This window comes from Pseudomonas sp. LRF_L74 (assembly GCF_965644255.1).
Lineage (GTDB): Bacteria > Pseudomonadota > Gammaproteobacteria > Pseudomonadales > Pseudomonadaceae > Aquipseudomonas.
Window position 1 is genome coordinate 1021303 of the sequence record NZ_CBFFRH010000001.1, and the last position, 19137, is coordinate 1040439.

A 19137-nucleotide genomic window follows, 5' to 3' on the forward strand; every position below is an offset into this window, starting at 1 on the left:
CGCAATACCAACCAGCACTGGAGAAACAATAATGTTGAAGCTCTTGCAACGAGGCGGCGTACAACTGACCGCTCTGGCCCTCGGTCTGGCTTGTGCCGCCCCGGCAATGGCGGGCGACCTGACCGTGGTGTCCTTCGGCGGCGCGAACAAGAATGCCCAGGTCAAGGCGTTCTACGAACCCTGGGAAAAGTCCGGTAGCGGCAAGATCATCGCCGGCGAGTACAACGGCGAACTGGCCAAGGTCAAAGCCATGGTCGACACCAGCAGCGTGTCGTGGAACCTGGTCGAGGTCGAATCCCCCGAACTGGCTCGCGGTTGCGACGAAGGCCTGTTCGAGGAACTCGACCCGGCGCAGTTCGGCGAGGCTTCGGATTACGTCGATGGCGCCATCCAGCCTTGCGGCGTGGGCTTCTTCGTCTGGTCGACCGTGCTGGCCTACAACGCCGACAAGCTGAAGAGCGCACCGGCGACCTGGGCCGATTTCTGGGACACCAAGAAATTCCCGGGCAAGCGCGGCCTGCGCAAGGGCGCCAAGTACACCCTGGAATTCGCCCTGATGGCTGACGGCGTCGCGCCGAAGGACGTCTACAGCATACTGGCGACCAAAGACGGCCAGGACCGCGCGTTCAAGAAACTCGACGAGATCAAGTCGAGCATCCAGTGGTGGGAAGCCGGTGCCCAGCCGCCGCAATTCCTCGCCTCCGGCGACGTGGTCATGAGCTCCGCCTACAACGGCCGCATCGCCGCCGTGCAGAAGGAGAGCAACCTCAAGGTCGTCTGGACCGGCGGTATCTATGACTTCGACGCCTGGGCGATTCCGAAGGGCGCCAAGGATATCGAGACCGCGAAGAAATTCATCGCCTACTCGGTCAAGCCCGAGCAGCAGAAGATCTACTCCGAGAACATCGCCTACGGTCCGGCCAACAAGGCTGCCGTCGCGCTGCTCGACAAGGGGCTGCTGAACGACATGCCGACCACGCCTGAGAACATCAAGGACCAGGTCGCCATGAACGTCACCTTCTGGGCGGACTACGGCGAGCAACTGGAGCAGCGCTTCAACGCCTGGGCTGCCAAGTAAGCGCCTGTACCGAAGTGAGTTGTACGCGTTTCCCTCGTCATGAGGGGCAGGGGTGAGGGCGAAGGCCCTCGCCTCATTTTCCCGGTCGATACCCGTCGGCCTGATATGCCGGAGCTAGCGATGGTTGCCACCGTCTCCCTCAACGAATCCCCGGGTCCATCCCTGAAGCAGCGCCTGGCGCGTGCCGAGCGGATGAACCGACTCAAGGCGCAGGGCCTGATCCTGCCGCTGCTGGTCTTCCTCGTGCTGACCTTCCTCGTGCCTATCGGCGCGTTGCTCTACAAGAGCGTGAACAACCCCGAGGTGGTCAGCGCACTGCCGCGCACCGTCGAGGCGATCGCGCAGTGGGATGGCAAGGCGCTGCCTGGCGAGCCGGTGTACAAGGCGTTGAGCCTGGACCTGGTCGACGCGCGCAAGAACCAGACCATCGGCGATCTTTCCAAGCGCCTGAACATGGAACTGGCCGGCTACCGCAGCCTGATGGCCAAGACCGGCCGCGCCCTGCCGTTCAAGGAGGAGCCGGCCTCCTACAAGGACGCGCTGGAAAGCCTCGACGAGCGCTGGGGCGACCCCGCCTACTGGCAGGCGATCCGCCGCAACGCCAGCAGCACCACGTCCTATTACCTGCTGGCGGCCCTCGACCACCGTATCGATGACCTCGGTGAGTTGGCCGTCGCCACGCCTGACCAGGCGATCTACCTCGACATCTTCGCCCGCACCTTCTGGATGGGCGTGGTGATCACGGTTCTCTGCCTGGTGCTGGCCTATCCGCTGGCCTATCTGCTGGCCAACCTGCCTACGCGCAAGAGCAACCTGCTGATGATCCTGGTGCTGCTGCCATTCTGGACTTCGATCCTGGTGCGCGTCGCGGCGTGGATCGTGCTGTTGCAGTCCGGCGGCCTGATCAACGGCCTGCTGCTGAAGCTGGGGCTGATCGACCAGCCGCTGCAACTGGTGTTCAACCGTACCGGCGTGTACATCGCCATGGTGCACATCATGCTGCCGTTCATGATCCTGCCGATCTACAGCGTGATGAAGGGCATTTCGCCGAGCTACATGCGTGCCGCGATCTCCCTCGGTTGCCACCCGTTCGCCAGCTTCTGGCGCGTGTATTTCCCGCAGACCGTGGCCGGTGTCGGCGCGGGTTGCCTGCTGGTGTTCATCCTGTCGATCGGCTACTACATCACCCCGGCGCTGCTGGGCAGCCCGAACGACCAGATGATCAGCTACTTCGTCGCCTTCTTCACCAACAGCACCATCAACTGGGGCATGGCCACGGCGCTGGGCGGCCTGCTGCTGCTCGCCACCATGCTGTTGTACGTCGTCTATAGCTGGCTGGTCGGCGCCAGTCGCCTGCGCCTGGGCTGAGGAGAGAATGATGAACAGTCCTTACATGTCCCCGGTCGAGCGCCTGTGGTTCTGGACCCTGCGCATCCTCTGCGCGCTGGTGCTGTTGTTCCTGATCCTGCCGGTATTGGTGATCGTGCCGCTGTCGTTCAACTCCGGCACCTTCCTGGTCTACCCGATGCAAGGCTTCTCGCTGCGCTGGTACAGCGACTTCTTCGGCTCGGCCGAATGGATGCGCTCGCTGGGTAACAGCATGATCGTCGCTCCGGCGGCGACCTTGTTGGCGATGGTGCTCGGCACCCTGGCGGCCATCGGCCTGACCCGGGGCGAGTTCCGTGGCAAGGCGCTGATCATGAGCCTGCTGATTTCGCCGATGGTCGCCCCGGTGGTCATCGTCGGCGTCGCCAGCTACCTGTTCTTCGCCCCGCTGGGCCTGGGCAACAGCTACCTGTCGCTGATCCTGGTGCATGCCGTGCTCGGCGTGCCGTTCGTGATCATCACCGTCTCGGCCACCCTGCAGGGCTTCAACTACAACCTGGTGCGGGCGGCGGCCAGCCTCGGCGCATCGCCGATCACCGCGTTCCGCCGGGTGACCCTGCCGCTGATCGCACCCGGGGTGATCTCCGGCGCGTTGTTCGCCTTCGCCACCTCGTTCGACGAAGTGGTGGTGACGCTGTTCCTCGCCGGCCCCGAGCAGGCGACCTTGCCACGGCAGATGTTCAGCGGCATCCGCGAGAACCTCAGCCCGACCATCGCCGCCGCGGCGACCCTGCTGATCGGCTTCTCCATCGTCCTGCTGCTGGTGCTGGAGTGGCTGCGCGGGCGTAGCGAGAAGATGCGCACGGCGGTTTCTGAGTGACGCATGTCGGGTCGCTGGCGGGCGACCCGGCCATGGTCGAAACGCAAAACTGATATGTGACAACTGCCTCGCTGGGCGACTCAGGCTACAATCTGCGCCACCGTGATCCGCCCCGAGGCATTCCATGCAACCCTTTTCCATCGCCCCGTCCATTCTGTCCGCCGATTTCGCCCGCCTGGGGGAAGATGTGGACAAGGTTCTCGCCGCGGGTGCGGACATCGTGCACTTCGATGTCATGGACAACCACTACGTGCCCAACCTGACCATCGGCCCGATGGTCTGCGCCGCGCTGCGCAAGTACGGCGTCAGCGCGCCGATCGACGTGCACCTGATGGTCAGCCCGGTGGATCGCATCATCGGCGACTTCCTCGAAGCCGGTGCCACTTACATCACCTTCCATCCCGAAGCCAGCCAGCATATCGACCGCTCCCTGCAACTGATCAAGGATGGCGGCGCCAAGGCCGGCCTGGTGTTCAATCCGGCCACCTCGCTGGACAGCCTGAAGTACGTGATGGACAAGATCGACATGGTCCTGCTGATGAGCGTCAACCCCGGCTTCGGTGGGCAGAAGTTCATCCCCGGCACCCTCGACAAGTTGCGCGAGGCGCGTGCGCTGATCGACGCCAGCGGCCATGAGATCCGCCTGGAGATCGACGGCGGGGTCAACGTCAAGAACATCCGCGAGATCGCCGAGGCGGGCGCCGACACCTTCGTCGCCGGCTCGGCGATCTTCAACCAGCCCGACTACAAGGGGGTGATCGACGCGATGCGCACGGAACTGGCCCAGGCCAAGATCGCCCGCTCATGAGCGGCCTGGCCACGCTGTTCCCGGCCGGCCTGCCGCGCCTGGTGATGTTCGATCTGGATGGCACCCTGATCGACTCGGTGCCCGACCTGGCCGTTGCGGTGGACAGCATGCTGATCGCGCTGGGGCGCCCGGCCGCCGGCATGGCGCAGGTCCGCGACTGGGTCGGCAACGGCGCTACGGTGCTGGTGCGGCGTGCCCTGGCCGGCGGGATCGAGCATGACGCCGTGGACGCTGCCGAGGCCGAGCGCGGCCTGGAACTGTTCATGCAGGCTTATGCCGACAGCCACGCCTTCAGCACGGTGTATCCGGGAGTGCGCAGCACATTGAAGTGGTTGAAGGGCCAGGGCGTGGAAATGGCCCTGATCACCAACAAGCCCGAACAGTTCGTCGGCCCCTTGCTGGACGAGATGCGCATCGGTCGTTATTTCCGCTGGATCATCGGCGGCGACACCTTGCCACAGAAGAAACCCGACCCGGCGGCGCTGCTGTTCGTCATGCGCATGGCCGGGGTCGAGCCGGCGCAGGCGTTGTTCATCGGTGATTCGCGCAACGATGTGCTGGCCGCTCGCGCCGCCGGCGTCGCCAGTGTCGGCCTGACCTACGGCTACAACCACGGCCGGCCGATCGCCGAAGAAGAACCGAGCCTGGTGCTCGACGATCTGCGCCAACTGCTGCCCGACGGTTGCCTGGGCGACGGCGCTGCGCTACTGTCGCCCGACTCCTCCGAACACCCGCAGTCGAGAGAAAACACCGTGGCGGCTCCCTGCAAACACTGGCTCAACCTGGCCAACATGCGAATCATCAAGGCCCTGGCCCGTTGGCGCTGGCGCGCCTGATCGATTGTTGCCGGCCTGCCGGCGTGTCTGCTCCAACCCCCGTGTTTTCCAAGTGCAAGCCCGCGGGCTTGCGCTCAAGAGGCTGACCTACCATGACTCGCGACGAATTCCTGCGCCTGGCCGCCGACGGCTACAACCGCATCCCCCTGGCTTTCGAAACCATCGCCGACTTCGACACACCGCTGTCGATCTACCTGAAACTGGCCGACGCGCCGAACACCTACCTGCTCGAGTCCGTACAGGGCGGCGAGAAATGGGGACGTTTCTCGATCATCGGCCTGCGGGCGGCGACCGTGCTGCGGGTGTATGGCTACACCGCGGTGATCACTGTCGACGGCGTCGAGACCGAGCGTCACGCGTGCGAAGACCCGCTGGATTTCGTCGAGCAGTTCAAGGCCCGCTACCAGGTGCCGACCCTCGACGGCCTGCCGCGCTTCAACGGTGGCCTGGTCGGTTACTTCGGCTATGACTGCGTGCGTTATGTGGAGAAGCGCCTGGGCGCCAGTCCGAATCCCGACCCGCTGGGCACCCCGGATATCCTGCTGATGGTGTCCGATGCCGTGGTGGTGTTCGACAACCTGGCGGGCAAGATGCACGCCATCGTTCTGGCCGACCCGGCCGCCGCCGATGGTTATGAGCAGGGGCGCCAGCGCCTGGATGAGTTGCTCGAACAACTGCGCCGGCCGATCACTCCGCGCCGTGGTCTCGACCTGAGTGTCGCGCGCGGTGAAGAGCCGGCATTCCGCTCCAGCTTTTCCCGCGAGGACTACGAGCGCGCGGTGGACACCATCAAGGAGTACATCCTGGCCGGTGACTGCATGCAGGTGGTGCCGTCGCAGCGCATGACCATCGACTTCAAGGCGGCGCCCATCGACCTGTACCGGGCGCTGCGCTGTTTCAACCCGACGCCCTACATGTACTTCTTCAACTTCGGCGACTTCCATGTGGTCGGCAGTTCGCCGGAGGTGCTGGTGCGGGCCGAGGACGGGGTGATCACCGTGCGTCCGATCGCCGGTACCCGTCCGCGAGGGGCTACCGAGGAGGCCGACCTGGCGCTGGAACAGGACCTGCTTTCCGATGCCAAGGAAATTGCCGAGCACCTGATGCTCATCGACCTCGGGCGCAATGACGTGGGGCGTGTTGCCGACACCGGCTCGGTCAGGCTGACCGAGAAGATGGTGATCGAGCGCTATTCCAACGTCATGCACATCGTGTCGAACGTGACGGGCCGTCTGCAGCCCGGGCTGACGGCCATGGACGCCCTGCGCGCGATCCTGCCGGCCGGCACCTTGTCCGGCGCGCCGAAGATCCGCGCGATGGAGATCATCGACGAGCTCGAACCCGTCAAGCGCGGCATCTACGGTGGCGCCGTGGGGTACTTTGCCTGGAACGGCAACATGGATACCGCCATCGCCATCCGCACCGCGGTGATCAAGGATGGCGAGCTGCACGTCCAGGCCGGTGGTGGCATCGTCGCCGACTCCGTGCCCGCCCTGGAATGGGAAGAAACGCTGAACAAGCGGCGCGCCATGTTCCGCGCCGTCAGTTTGGCGACTAGTCCATCTGAGTGAATTGACGGCTAATTGACGTGTGTATAATGGAAAGCCATTAAATTGGCTTTTTTTGCTGGAAATCGCTGCTGGCCTCTTGCCTTCACCGCATGAGGCCACTAGGATCGCCAGCCTGATTACAGCGTGACAAGACCGACACTGAGTTTCTGTTGGGCACGTTTGGCGTGTGGCAACTCTTCCTTTTTCCTGAGTTTTCCCGAGGGTGCCTGGTGGCGCGTCTCGCGTGTTCGCTTGGCCTGAGGGCGGTCAGTTCTTTCGTTGGGGCATGCCTGACCGGGTAACGCCTCGCATTAACGTAACCGTGGGGTTTGAGGCTGGATCTCGCGAACGGAATCGATTCAGGTAGCGGCAGATATGGCAAGGAACGCTCAGCGTCAGCTCTTCCAATGCAAGTGCTTGTCCCGGTGGCTGGCTGCTTTCGTTGTGTTCCTGGTTCCCGCCCTGGGCATGGCCGCGCAGCAGGCGCCGAACAGTGTCGCCCTGTGGTATGCCGACCAGCCGCCGCTGCCTGAGCTGGCGCAATTCGACTGGGTCGTGCTCGAGCCCGGCCATGCCGGTGCCAAGGAAGCCGAGTTCCTGCGCAAGCAAGGCAGCGTGCCGTTCGCCTATCTCTCCATCGGAGAGTTCGACGGCGATCTCGGCATGCTGGACGGTGGTGCCAGCCAGGTGCGTAACGATAACTGGAACAGCCAGGTCATGGACCTGACCAGCCCGGCCTGGCGCCAGCACCTGCTCAAGCGCGCCAGCGAACTGGCCGGGCAGGGGTTCTCCGGACTGTTCCTCGATACCCTCGACAGTTTCAACCTGTTGCCCGAAGCGCAGCGCGAGCCGCAGCGCCAGGCGCTGGTAGCGTTTATTCGCGAACTGCATGCGCAGCGGCCCGGGCTGAAATTGTTCTTCAACCGTGGCTTCGAGGTCCTGCCGGATTTGCCGGGGGTGCCAGCCGCTATCGCCGCGGAGTCCATTCATCATGGCTGGGATGCGGCGACCAAGCGCTATGCGCCGGTGTCCGACGAGGCGCGCAACTGGTTGCTCGATCAACTCAAGCCGGTGCAGGCCCAGGGCATTCCCGTGGTGGCCATCGACTACCTGCCCAGCGCCCGCCGTGAAGAGGCCCGTGCCGTGGCCCGCCGTCTGCAGGACGAGGGCTTCGTGCCGTTCGTCGGCGTGCCGGCCTTCGACGAGCTGGGCGTCAGCGGTGTGGAAGTCCAGCCGCGACGCATCGCCGTGATCTATGACCCCAGCGAAGGCGACCTGGGCCAGAACCCGGCGCAGACCTACCTGGGCGGCCTGATCGAATACCTTGGCTACCGCGTCGATTACCTGCCCGCCGACACCAGCCTGGCCAGTCGCCGCAACGGCGGTATCTATGCCGGTGTCCTGACCTGGATGACCAGCGGGTCGCCGGAAGCCTCCAGTGTCTTCGAACCCTGGTTGGCGGCCCGCCTCGACGAGAACGTGCCGCTGGCCTTTTTCGCCGGTTTCCCGGTAGAGGACGACGCCCTGTTGCAGCGCATGGGCATCCAGCGCCTGTCCACTCCGATGAGCGGCCCGCCGGCCAAGGTCGAGTACGACAAGGCGCTGTTCGGCAGTTTCGAGGCGCCGTTCGACGTGCGCCTGCGCGAGCTGCCGGCCCAGGGCGTGGCGAAGGGCGGGCCGACGCCTGCGATCACCCTGACCTCGCCGCGTGGCCAGCCCTTCGTACCGGCCGCGTTCGGCAAGTGGGGCGGTTACGCCCTGGCGCCCTACGTGCTGCAGGAGGGCAACGAGCAGGCGCGCTGGATGATCGATCCATTCCTGTTCCTTACCCGGGCCTTGCACCTGAAGCCGCAGCCGCGACCTGACGTGACCACCGAGAACGGTCGTCGCATCGCCACCGTGCACATCGATGGCGATGGCTTCGTGTCGCGCGCCCAGGTCACCGGCTCGCCCTATTCGGGCAAGGTGGTGCTGGCCGACTTCATCCAGGCGCACCCGTTCCTGACCTCGGTCTCGGTGATCGAGGGGGAGGTCGGTCCCAAGGGCATGTTCCCGCACCTGTCGCGCGAGCTGGAGCCCATCGCCCGGGAAATCTTCGCCGATCCGAAAGTCGAGGTGGCGACGCACACCTTCAGCCATCCCTTCTTCCTGCAACCCGAACTGGCGACCAAACGCGAGAACTTCGACGCCGAGTACGGGTTGAAGATGGCCATTCCCGGCTACGACAAACTCGACTTCGTGCGCGAGGTGGTTGGCTCGCGCGACTACATCAACGCGCGGCTGACCACCCCGGCCAAGCCGGTGAAGATGATCTTCTGGCCAGGCGATGCCTACCCCGGCGCCGACACCATCAAGCTCGCGTATGACAGCGGCCTGCCCAACGTCAACGGCGGCAATACCGCGCTGACCTACGCCAACCCGTCGTTGACCGGCCTGTCGCCGTTGATCCGACCGACCGAGGGTGGCGTCCAGTATTACGCGCCGATCATCAACGAGAACGTCTACACCAACCTCTGGCATGGCCCGTACTACGGCTTCCGCGGGGTGATCGAGACCTTCGCCCTGACCGACAGCCCGCGCCGCATGCGTGGCCTGAACCTCTACTACCACTTCTATTCGGCGACCAAGCAGGCGTCGATCAAGGTGATGGACGACATCTACAAGGACATGGAAGCGCAGAATCCCATGTCGTTGTGGATGAGCGATTACATTCCGCGCCTGCATGGCCTCTACCAGGCGAGCCTCGGCCTGCGCCTGGACGGCCGCTGGCAGGTGCGCGCCCTCGACGCGCTGCGTACCGTCCGCCTGGACCCGGAAATGGGCTGGCCGGACCTGGCGCGCTCCAGCGGCGTTGCCGGGGTGCGGGATTTGCCGCAAGGCCGCTACGTGCACCTGGCCGGCCCATCCACCGTGCTCGCCCTGCGCGACAGCCGCGACCCGCGCCCGGCGTTGGAGCAGGCCAACCTGCCGTTGCTCGACTGGCAGTATCGCAGTGACAAGCGTGTGGTGTTTTCCTTTGCCGGCGAGGTGCCGTTGCAGTTGCAGGTTCGCTCGCAAACCGCTTGCCGTATCGACGTCGCAGGCAACAGCTACCAAGGCCAGGGTGGCGCGGGCCTGTGGAACTTCCAGTTGCCGATGAAGAAGGTGAGCGATGCGCAACTCATCTGTAACTGACAAGCGCTCACGCCTGCTCAGCCCCTGGGCGCTGGGTGGCGCCGCGGTAGCGGTCGTCGGCCTGCTGGGCTTCATCTTCAAGGGCGAAGAGGTGTTCATGCCCGACGGCAAGCAGCCCGACCTCGTTCAGGCGAGCTATGCCGAACTGTTGCTGCAGGCGCATCCGGACAACGAAAGCCTGCGCATGAACCTGATCGAGCTGCTGATCAAGCTGGGCGACTACGCCAAGGCGCGCCTCTATCTCGTCGATGCCAACAATACCGAAGTGCGCGAGGCGCCGTTCTACAGGCTCGAACTCGACTTGCTCGACGCCCTGGCCCAGCCCGAGGGCATTCCCGCCGAGCAGCATGATGAACTGGTGGCGCGCCTGCGCAGGCTGGACCTGAATACCCTCAGCGACGAGCGTCTGCAACGCCTGGCCCAGCATGCGCTGGCCCTCAACGTCCCCGCGCTGGCCGCGACCGCCTACGATGATCTGGCCGTGCGCCAGCCTCAGCGCCGCAACGAGTGGCAGACCGAGGCTGCGCGCTGGTACCTGGCCAGCAACCAGCCGCAAAAGGCGGCCAGTCTATACCTGCGCCTGGCCGCAGACCCTGAGCTGCAAGCTGCGCGCCACGAGAATCTGCAACAGGCCTTCTACAGCCTGCTGGCCGCCGATCATTCGGAGCAGGCGGCCGAATTGATGGTCCGCCACCTGGCCGATATCGAGAATACCGACGCCGATATCGCCTGGCTCGAATCCGCGGTGAGAACCGCCCAGGGGGCGCTGCGCTTCGATCTCGCCGAGGATCTGCTGGCCCATTGGTACAGCCTGCGCCCCAACGACCCGGTCGCCCTGAAGCTGGACTTTGGCCTGCAACTGGCGTCTGGCGATATCCACAAAGCCTGGGGCATCGGGCGTACGGTGGACGCGCAGGACAGCGCCTGGCTCGAGCAGATGGCACTTCTTGGCGAATGGACCGGGCACCCGGTCGAGGCGTTGGATTACTACATCGCCCGGCTGCGCCAGAACGAAGACCCGGCGCGTCGCGAATATGCCTGGCGCCTGGCCTCGATGCTGTTCGATTTCGATCGGGCCATCCCGCTGCTCGGTGAAATTGCCGATCAGCGCATGCTGAGCGACACCGAGCTCGATGCCCTGGTCTACGGCCACGAATCCCGTGGTACGCCAGAGCAGGCCGAGACCTGGCTGCGCGCATACGTGAAGCGCCATCCGCAACACAAGCTGGCCTGGCTGCGCCTGCAACAGAACCTGGAAAACACCTTGCAGTACAAGGCCGAGAGCGAGGTCTGGGGCGAGCTGAACCAGCATTTCCCGCTGACCATTGAACAACGCCTGGACTGGGCCGCGGTGTATTGGCGCATGTATGACCTGGCGGGAGCCTGGCGCGTGCTCGATGACGTCGATCACGCCAAGGTCCGCAGCGTCAAATACTGGCGCCTGCGCGCGGCGGTGGCCTGGGCGCTGGAACGTGACGACGATGCCCAGAAATCCTACGAGCGCTTGCTGGCGCTCGACGGCAAGCTGTTCTCCAACGAAGAAGAACAACTGACCCTGATCTACACGCAGGTTGCGCCTGAGAAAGCGCTTGGCTTGATGGTCGCCAATTGGCGGCGTACCGGTGAGCCGCGCAAGTTGGTGAATGCCCTGCAGATAGCCGAGCAGTTGCGCGAGTGGGGGCTGGTGCGAGAGCTGCTCGCCGAAGCGGCCAGGCGTCCTGAGGTCAACGTCGAGGCCCAGGTGTTCGCTTCGCGTGGTTTCCAGGCCGAGCGTGACGGTCACCTGGATGAGGCCGAGAAACTCTACCAGCAGGGTCTGGCTCGTTACCCGATGGATAACACCTTCCGCCAGCGCCTGCTGTGGTTCTATGTCGATCACGGGCGTCGCGACGCACTGGTCTCTGTCGTGCCGCAATGGCGCCAGATCGCCCGCGCCGACAGCCGCATGTGGCTGGCTTTCGCCAGCGCCCAGCAGATGCTCAACAACCAGGCCGAAGCGCTCGGCTGGTACCAGCGCTACCTGCAAGTCAACCCCGACGACTGGCTGGTCCAGGCCGCCTACGCCGATGCCCTGGAAACCGCCGGCCGTGGCGACAGCGCCATGCGTCTGCGCCGCTACCTGCTGCCCAGGCTCAAGGAGGGCCTGGGCACGGCCACTCCCGAGGAGTACGCCACCTACCTGCGCCTGGTGACCGTCAGCATCTCGCCGATGGCGGCCCGCGCCGAGGCCCGTACTGCCAGGCCGGTCGGTGGCGGCGCCTTGCAGGTGTGGTTCGAGCAGTTCCTCGACCATCTCGACCAGGTCAACCAGGAAGGCGTGAAGAGCGAGTGGCTGGGCTGGGCGCATCAGCGTGGCCTGAAGATCAGCCAATATGAGCAGATTCAGGATGTACTGCGCCGCAACAGCCGCGACGAGATCGAGCGCCTGCTGGTCGGTTCCGGCCTCGATCCGGCGCAGCGTGTCGAGGCGCTGGAGCGTCTCGGCCATGGTTCGGATGCGCTGGGCGAGGGGCTCAGCGCCATGGGCGACGAGCAGCCGGAAGCAACCCAGCGCCAGTTGCTGCGCCAGGTGGTGGCGCTGGATCAGGCCCATCCGCAGGGCATGCAGATCAGCCCGCTCAAGCAGGACTTCGGCGGCCTCGACTTCCGCGGTGTCCAATTGCACATGGCGCGGAGCCTGGGCAGTGACTGGTACGCCGAGGTGACCTTGAGCGAGGGCCGCTACTCGGGCGAATCGCTGGACGCCTCCGTGCTCGGTACGGAGCGCAACCTGCTGCTCAAGGCCGAGCGCGAGCTGGCGGATGGTTCCCTGGGGCTGACCCTCGACAGCAGCCTGCGCCGCGACAAGGACCGCAATGGCTTCGGCCTGAGCCGCACCTGGGAACTCGACAGCCGCACCGCGCTGGAAGTCGCCCTCGACTACCAGCGCGAAACCGACGACTCCGGGCTGATGCGCGCCCTGGGCCGGCGCGATGGCCTGAGCCTGTCCGGCAGCCACGGCCTGACCCCGCGCGACCAGTTGGTCTGGAGTCTCGCTCATCGCCGTTATTCGACTCGCCAGGGCGAGGACCTTGGCAATGGCGAAGCGATGAACGTCGAACTCAATCATGCGATTTTCTTCGAGGGCCCGGCCTGGACCGTGCGTTCCGGCCTGGATTACCAGCACAACCGTCCGACCGGCCTGCTCGATGAGCGGCTGCTGGCGACCCGCGAGATCGCCAATGACGACGGTGACGATTTCATCGAATCGCTCGGCGGCCCGCTGCGCATCGAAGAGGCGCGTGCCTCGGACCTGCTGCAGAGCCGCTACGGCCAGTTATACGTCGGCACCACCCTGCGTCGTGGCCTGCCTGGCTCGCTCAACCGCGAGCGGCCGCAGTACACCTGGCTGGTGGACCTGATGACGGGCTGGCAATGGACGGACAACACGATCAACTACGGCATCAACGTCGGTCTCGGCATGGAAGTGATCGGTGACGACGAATTGGCATTCACCTTCGGTTATCAGTCGGCGCCACGCGGTGGCAATGGCGAGCCCGGTGGCGTGCTGGGCATGACTTACAGCACCCGCTTCGGGCGCTGAAGCGAATCAATCAGGAGGAACGAACATGAACCCCATCCGCTCTCTGACCCTGGCGCTGGCCTCCATGCTGCTGGCCGCGTGCTCCAGCTTCTCAGGCCCCGACAGCCCGGCCCTGCCGGCGAGTGCCCAGTGGGGCATCGTCCCGGTGGTCAACTTCTCCCAGGCCCCCCAGGCCGGTGAGCGTGCCGAGCAGATCCTGCTCAGCGTACTCGGCGAGGAAGGCCTGCAGCCACGCATGTACCCGGCGGTGAACCAGGGCGACGACGTGCCGCTGCTGGACGATCGCGAGCGTCAGCGCGCGGCCCTCGACTGGGCCCGCGAGCAGAAGCTCGACTACGTGGTGACCGGCAGCGTCGAGGAGTGGCAGTACAAGAACGGCCTCGACGGCGAGCCCGCGGTAGGCATCAGCCTGCAAGTGATCGAACCGGCCAGCGGCCGTATCGTCTGGAGCAACAGCGGCGCGCGTTCGGGCTGGTCGCGCGAGAGCCTGGCCGGCAATGCGCAGAAAGTCCTGCGTAAACTGGTCAGCGACCTGCGGTTGCAATAAATGGCCATGGAATCCGCCCACAAGGACTTCATCCTGGCGCCTCGCGCCAGTGGTGCCGTGTCCTGGATCGAAACGATCGGTCTGACCGCGCTGGGGCTCGGCCTGAGCTACTGGCTGTCGCCACAGGATCCGCTGCTGATCGAGGGCGGATTCCCCTGGCTGGTGCTGGCGCCATTGCTGATGGGCATGCGCTACGGTTTCCTGCGCGGGCTGGTCAGCGCAGTGCTGCTGGTGGCGGCGCTGCTTGCCTTTCACTCTGCGGTCGCTGGGCTGTACGACGATATCCCCGAGTCGTTCATCGTCGGCGTGCTGCTGTGCGGCATGCTGGTCGGTGAGTTCCGCGATATCTGGGAGCGCCGCCTGGAGCGCCTGGACCTGGCCAATGACTACCGCCAGTTGCGCCTGGACGAGTTCACCCGTGCCCACCACATCCTGCGCATCTCCCATGACCGCCTGGAACAGCGTGTGGCCGGCAACGACCTGAGCCTGCGCAGCTCACTGCTCTACCTGCGCGAGCAACTGCGCGACCTGGCCACTGGCCGCGATGCGTTGCAGGCCATGGCCGATCCGATCCTGGCTCTGCTGGTGCCGTACGGTTCGCTGCGCAACTGCGGCCTGTACCGGGTTTCGGCTGCGGGCAAGGTCGAGGCCAAGCCGCTGAGCCAGGTTGGCGACCTGGTCGGGTTCGACCCGGACGATCTGCTGGTCAAGCTGTGCCTGGAGCGTGGCGAACTGGTCAGCGTGCGTGAAGAGCTGGTGGAGCGCGGTGAGCACCGCGCGCATTCCGCTCTGCTCGCCTGTGTGCCGCTGATCGATACAGAGGGCCGCGTGCTGGCGCTACTGGGCATCCAGCAGATGCCGTTCTTCGCCTTCAACGACCGCACCCTCAGTCTGTTGGCGATTCTCTGTGGCCACATCGCCGATCTGCTGCACAGTGACAGCGCTGCCCTGCGCCTGGGCAGCGCCGACGCCCAGGCGTTCTCGCAGAACCTCAAGCGTGTGTTGTTCGATGCGTGCGACCATGACCTGTCTGCCTGCCTGTTCGCCTTCGAGTTCCAGGCAGGTGCCGATCGTGACGAACTGCTCGGCCTGCTGCAGGGCAGCCAGCGCGGTCTCGACCTGCAATTGCGGCAGACCAATTCGCGCGACAGCGAATGTGTCCTGGTCTTGCTGCCGCTGACGTCGGCCGAGGGTGCGCGTGGCTATCTGGAACGCATCGACAGTCTGGTCGACAAGCGTTTCGGCCCGGGCCAGACCTTCGCGACCCGGCAGGTACGCATCCACCAGTTCGACATGGCCCCGGGGCATGCGGCGAGCGAGCTGAAGCATTTCCTCTACAACGAGTGCGGACTCAATGATCAGCAAGTGGCTGTTTAGCGGCGCCTTCCTGTTCGAGGTCGGTAGCTGGGCGACACTGTTCGCCGCGTTGCCCTTCGCCCAGGCCTGCTTCCTCTACGCGATGGCCCACGGCCTGGGCAGTGCGCTGCTCAGTGCCGGGGTCTGGCTGTGGTTGCCGCGCCGCTACAAGCAGCCGTTGCCGTGGAGCGTGCTGTTCATCTTCAGCCTGTCGTTCTTCGTGCCCTTGCTGGGGGCGATTGGCGTAGCCGTTGCCGTGTTCCCGGCGCTGTTCCTGCCGCGCCGTCGCAGTGAGCAGGTGTGGCAGGCCCAGGGCGTGCCTGACCTGCCGTTCCGCCCGCTGGAGCGCAAGAAACAACTGATGTTCAACGATGGTGGTCTGCAAGACGTGTTGCGGCATGCGCCGGACCCGGAAACCCGCATCACCGCGCTGTTCGCCACGCGGCGCATGCCGGGGCGCGACTCCATCCCGATCCTGAAGATGGCCCTGCGTGACCCGACCGATGACGTGCGCCTGCTCGCCTATTCGATGCTCGACCAGCGCGAAAGCGAAGTGAACCAGCGCATCGAGAGCGGCCTGGCGGCGCTGGCCAGCGCCGAGGGCGTACAGAAGGCGGCAGCCCATGGCAGCCTGGGCAACTGGTACTGGGAGCTGGCCTATCTCGGCCTGGCCCAGGGCAGTGTGCTCGACCACGTACTGAGCCAGGCCCGCGAGCACGTGCAGGCGGCGCTGGCCATCGAAGCCACGGGCGAGCGCTATGTGCTGGCCGGGCGCATAGCGCTCGAACAAGGTGCTCTGGAAGACGCCGCCGGCTTGTTCCAGCAGGCCGAAGACAACGGCGTGCCGGCCACTCAATTGATTCCTTTCCGGGCGGAACTGGCCTTCAACCGTCGGCATTTCTCCGATGTCTCCAGAGCGTTGGCCGGCCTGTCCCAGGAAATGTTGCAGCACCCGCAATTCGCGGCACTGGCGAGATACTGGTTATGAGCATTCAACGGCCCGAAGCGGCCAGCGCCGATATCTGCCTGTTGCTCGAAGGCACCTGGCCTTACGTGCGTGGCGGCGTGTCCAGTTGGGTCAATCAACTGATCCTCGGCCTTCCCGAGCTGACCTTCAGCGTGTTTTTCATCGGCGGTCAGCGCGAGGCCTATGGCAAGCGCCACTACGCCATTCCGCCGAACGTGATGCATATCGAGGAGCACTTCCTCGAGAGTTCCTGGAAGCCAGGCGCCGCCACCGTGCGCGACGGCCGTGACGGTCCGGTCAAGGAACTGCAGGCCATGCACCAGTTCCTCCACCACCCGGACGAGCCGAGCGCGGCCCAGGGCAACGCCCTGCTCGACGCCCTGGTGGCGGGCAGGATCAGCCTGGACGATGTGCTGCACAGCCGTGGCAGTTGGGAAGCGATTCGCGACGGCTACGAACGCCATTGCAGCGACCCGTCCTTCGTCAACTATTTCTGGACCCTGCGCACCATGCAGGCGCCGCTGCTGGCGTTGCTCGAAGCGGCCCTGCGCATGCCGCGGGCGCGCATGCTGCACTCGATCTCGACCGGTTACGCCGGGCTGCTCGGCGCGCTGCTCAAGCGCAGCTGGGGCTGCCAGTTCCTACTCAGCGAGCACGGCATCTATACCAAGGAACGCAAGATCGACCTGGCCCAGGCCAGCTGGATCGCCGAGAGCCCGGACGAGGCGCTGAATACCAGTCTCGATGTCGAAGTCAGCTACATCCGCCGTTTGTGGATTCGCTTCTTCGAGCGCGTCGGCCTGTTGGCCTATCGCGAGGCGGATTCGATCATCGCCCTCTACGAAGGCAACCGCCGTCGGCAGATCCAGGATGGTGCCGATCCACGCAAGACCCAGGTGGTGCCCAACGGCATCGCCATGGCGCAGTGGGCCGATGCCCTGGAGAAACGCCCGGCCGGTATTCCGCCGGTGGCGGGGCTGGTCGGGCGGGTGGTGCCGATCAAGGACGTGAAGACCTTCATCCGTGCCATGCGTGGCGTGATCAGCGCCATGCCGGAAGCGGAGGGCTGGATCGTCGGCCCGGAAGAAGAAGACCCGGACTACGCCGCCGAATGCCACAACCTGGTGATCAGCCTCGGCCTGGAAGGCAAGGTGCGTTTCCTCGGTTTCCGCAAGATCGACGAAGTGCTGCCGCAACTGGGGCTGATGGTCCTGACCTCGATCAGCGAAGCCCAGCCGCTGGTGATTCTCGAAGCCTGGGCGGCCGGCACGCCGGTAGTCAGTACCGATGTCGGCTCCTGCCGCGAACTGATCGAAGGCGGCAGCGAAGAAGACCGTGCCCTCGGCCTGGGCGGCGAGGTGGTGGCCATCGCCGATCCGCAAGCCAGCGCCCGCGCCATGCTCGGTCTGCTGCGCGATCAACCGCGCTGGCAGGCCGCCCAGGCCACCGGCCTGATGCGAGTGAATCGCTATTACACCGAGGTGCTGATGCTCGAGCGTTATCGCACCCTCTACGTTGACGCTATGGGGCGTGTCTGATGGCCGGCATCGGTTTCGAACTGCGCAAGATCCTCTCCCGCGACTCCTACACCGCGACCCTGCGCGCGTACCTGTATGCCGGCCTGATCAGCTCCGGGCCGTGGGTATTGTCGATCATCAGCGTGATGCTGATCGGCGTGATCAGTATCGGCATCGTCATCCCGCAGGTACAGGTGTACCAGTTCCTGGTGACGGTGACGTACCTGATGGCCACCTCGCTGATCCTCACCGGTGGCCTGCAGCTGTTCTTCACCCGTTTCGTTTCCGACCGCCTGTTCGAGAAACAGTACGACGCGATCCTGCCCAACCTGATCGGCATCCTGCTGGTGGTCACCCTGGTGGCCGGGCCGTTGTCGATCCTGGTGCTGTCCTTGGCTTTCGAGCAGTCGTTCTCCTATCGGCTGCTGGTCATGGCCAACTTCGTGGTGCTGTGCAACCTGTGGATGGTGATCATCTTCCTGTCCGGGATGAAGGCCTATAACCGCATTCTGCTGGTGATGCTGGTCGGCTACGGCCTGATGATCCTGGCGGCGATCTTCCTGCGCACGCTACAGATGGAGGGCTTGTTGCTGGCGCTGTTGATCGGCCATAGCAGCCTGCTGTTCATGTTCCTCTACGACATCCTGCGCGAGTACCCGGCCAAGCAACTGGTGGCCTTCGACTTCCTCGACAAGCGCAAGGTGTTCGTCAGCCTGCTGGCCAGCGGCTTCTGCTACAACCTGGGCATCTGGATCGACAAGTTCATCTTCTGGTTCAACCCGGCCACCTCCAATCCGGTGATCGGCCCGCTGCGTGCCTCGATCCTTTATGACCTGCCGATCTTCCTCGCCTACCTGGCGATCATCCCCGGCATGGCGGTGTTCCTGGTGCGCATCGAGACGGACTTCGCCGAGTGGTACGAGCGTGTCTATTCGGCGATTCGCGGCGGCGAGACCCTGCGCCACATCGGTCAGTTGAAGGAGCAGATGGTCCTGTCGATCCGCCAGGGCCTGCTGGAAATCTGCAAGGTCCAGGGCCTGACCCTGGTCCTGCTGTTCCTCCTCGCGCCGCGTCTGCTCGACTGGCTGGGCATCTCGCTGTATTACCTGCCGCTGTTCTACGTCGATCTGGTCGGGGTCAGCGTGCAGGTGGTGTTCATGGCGCTGCTCAACGTGTTCTTCTACCTCGACAAGCGCGCCATCGTGCTGGAGCTGTGCATCCTCTTCGTGGTGCTCAACGCCGGCCTGACCCTGCTCAGCCAATTGCTGGGGCCGAGCTTCTTCGGCTATGGCTTCACGCTGTCGCTGCTGTTGTGCGTGTTGCTGGGGCTGCATCGCCTGTCGCGTTCGCTGGACGACCTGGAGTACGAAACATTCATGCTTTCGCGGTAGCGATATTGCACAGGGGCCCGCGCCTGGGCTACTGTGCGGCCATCGTAACGCGAGATCCGTCCGTGAACTCCAGCAGCACCCTCCTCATGCGCGTCGTCAAAGCCCACGCCCGTTGGCGCTGGCG

13 protein-coding genes are annotated in these 19137 nt (G+C 64.9%); all 13 read left to right on the forward strand.

The features are described from left to right. The first annotated feature begins 31 nt into the window (after positions 1–31). Complete coding sequence (locus tag ACSZPK_RS04725) at positions 32–1078, forward strand: ABC transporter substrate-binding protein (protein WP_437880221.1); 1047 nt, start codon at positions 32–34, stop codon at positions 1076–1078. Between the two features lie 120 nt (positions 1079–1198). Next, positions 1199–2446 carry an ABC transporter permease gene (locus tag ACSZPK_RS04730; protein WP_437880222.1) on the forward strand — a complete coding sequence of 416 codons (1248 nt, stop codon included), beginning with the start codon at positions 1199–1201 and terminating at the stop codon, positions 2444–2446. Positions 2447–2456: 10 nt separating this feature from the next. After that, positions 2457–3284, forward strand: coding sequence for an ABC transporter permease (locus tag ACSZPK_RS04735; protein ID WP_437880223.1), 828 nt, complete (start codon positions 2457–2459; stop codon positions 3282–3284). Between the two features lie 124 nt (positions 3285–3408). Beyond that, positions 3409–4092 carry a ribulose-phosphate 3-epimerase gene (rpe, locus tag ACSZPK_RS04740; protein ID WP_437880224.1) on the forward strand — a complete coding sequence of 228 codons (684 nt, stop codon included), beginning with the start codon at positions 3409–3411 and terminating at the stop codon, positions 4090–4092. Then, on the forward strand, positions 4089–4928 hold the full coding sequence (locus ACSZPK_RS04745) for a phosphoglycolate phosphatase (RefSeq protein ID WP_437880225.1): 840 nt from the start codon (positions 4089–4091) through the stop codon (positions 4926–4928). The genes rpe and ACSZPK_RS04745 overlap by 4 nt, the downstream gene beginning before the upstream one ends. Positions 4929–5020: 92 nt before the next feature. Further along, on the forward strand, positions 5021–6499 hold the full coding sequence (trpE, locus tag ACSZPK_RS04750) for an anthranilate synthase component I (protein WP_437880226.1): 1479 nt from the start codon (positions 5021–5023) through the stop codon (positions 6497–6499). Between the two features lie 354 nt (positions 6500–6853). Next, complete coding sequence (locus tag ACSZPK_RS04755) at positions 6854–9652, forward strand: endo alpha-1,4 polygalactosaminidase (protein ID WP_437880227.1); 2799 nt, start codon at positions 6854–6856, stop codon at positions 9650–9652. Next, positions 9630–13235 carry a tetratricopeptide repeat protein gene (locus ACSZPK_RS04760; protein ID WP_437880228.1) on the forward strand — a complete coding sequence of 1202 codons (3606 nt, stop codon included), beginning with the start codon at positions 9630–9632 and terminating at the stop codon, positions 13233–13235. Before ACSZPK_RS04755 ends, ACSZPK_RS04760 begins: the two co-directional genes overlap by 23 nt. 25 nt (positions 13236–13260) lie before the next feature. Then, entirely contained in the window at positions 13261–13782 is a 522-nt protein-coding gene (locus ACSZPK_RS04765) for a penicillin-binding protein activator LpoB (protein ID WP_437880229.1), read from the forward strand. A 6-nt stretch (positions 13783–13788) separates the two neighbouring features. Further along, positions 13789–15159: a PelD GGDEF domain-containing protein gene (locus ACSZPK_RS04770; protein ID WP_437880289.1), complete on the forward strand. Its 1371-nt coding sequence runs from the start codon at positions 13789–13791 to the stop codon at positions 15157–15159. Further along, entirely contained in the window at positions 15137–16126 is a 990-nt protein-coding gene (locus ACSZPK_RS04775; RefSeq protein WP_437880230.1) for a HEAT repeat domain-containing protein, read from the forward strand. Before ACSZPK_RS04770 ends, ACSZPK_RS04775 begins: the two co-directional genes overlap by 23 nt. Next, positions 16123–17643 (forward strand): GT4 family glycosyltransferase PelF, encoded by a 1521-nt coding sequence (gene pelF / locus ACSZPK_RS04780; RefSeq protein WP_437880231.1) that lies wholly within the window; start codon positions 16123–16125, stop codon positions 17641–17643. Before ACSZPK_RS04775 ends, pelF begins: the two co-directional genes overlap by 4 nt. Then, positions 17643–19013 carry an exopolysaccharide Pel transporter PelG gene (gene pelG / locus ACSZPK_RS04785; RefSeq protein WP_437880232.1) on the forward strand — a complete coding sequence of 457 codons (1371 nt, stop codon included), beginning with the start codon at positions 17643–17645 and terminating at the stop codon, positions 19011–19013. Before pelF ends, pelG begins: the two co-directional genes overlap by 1 nt. Positions 19014–19137 lie beyond the last annotated feature (124 nt).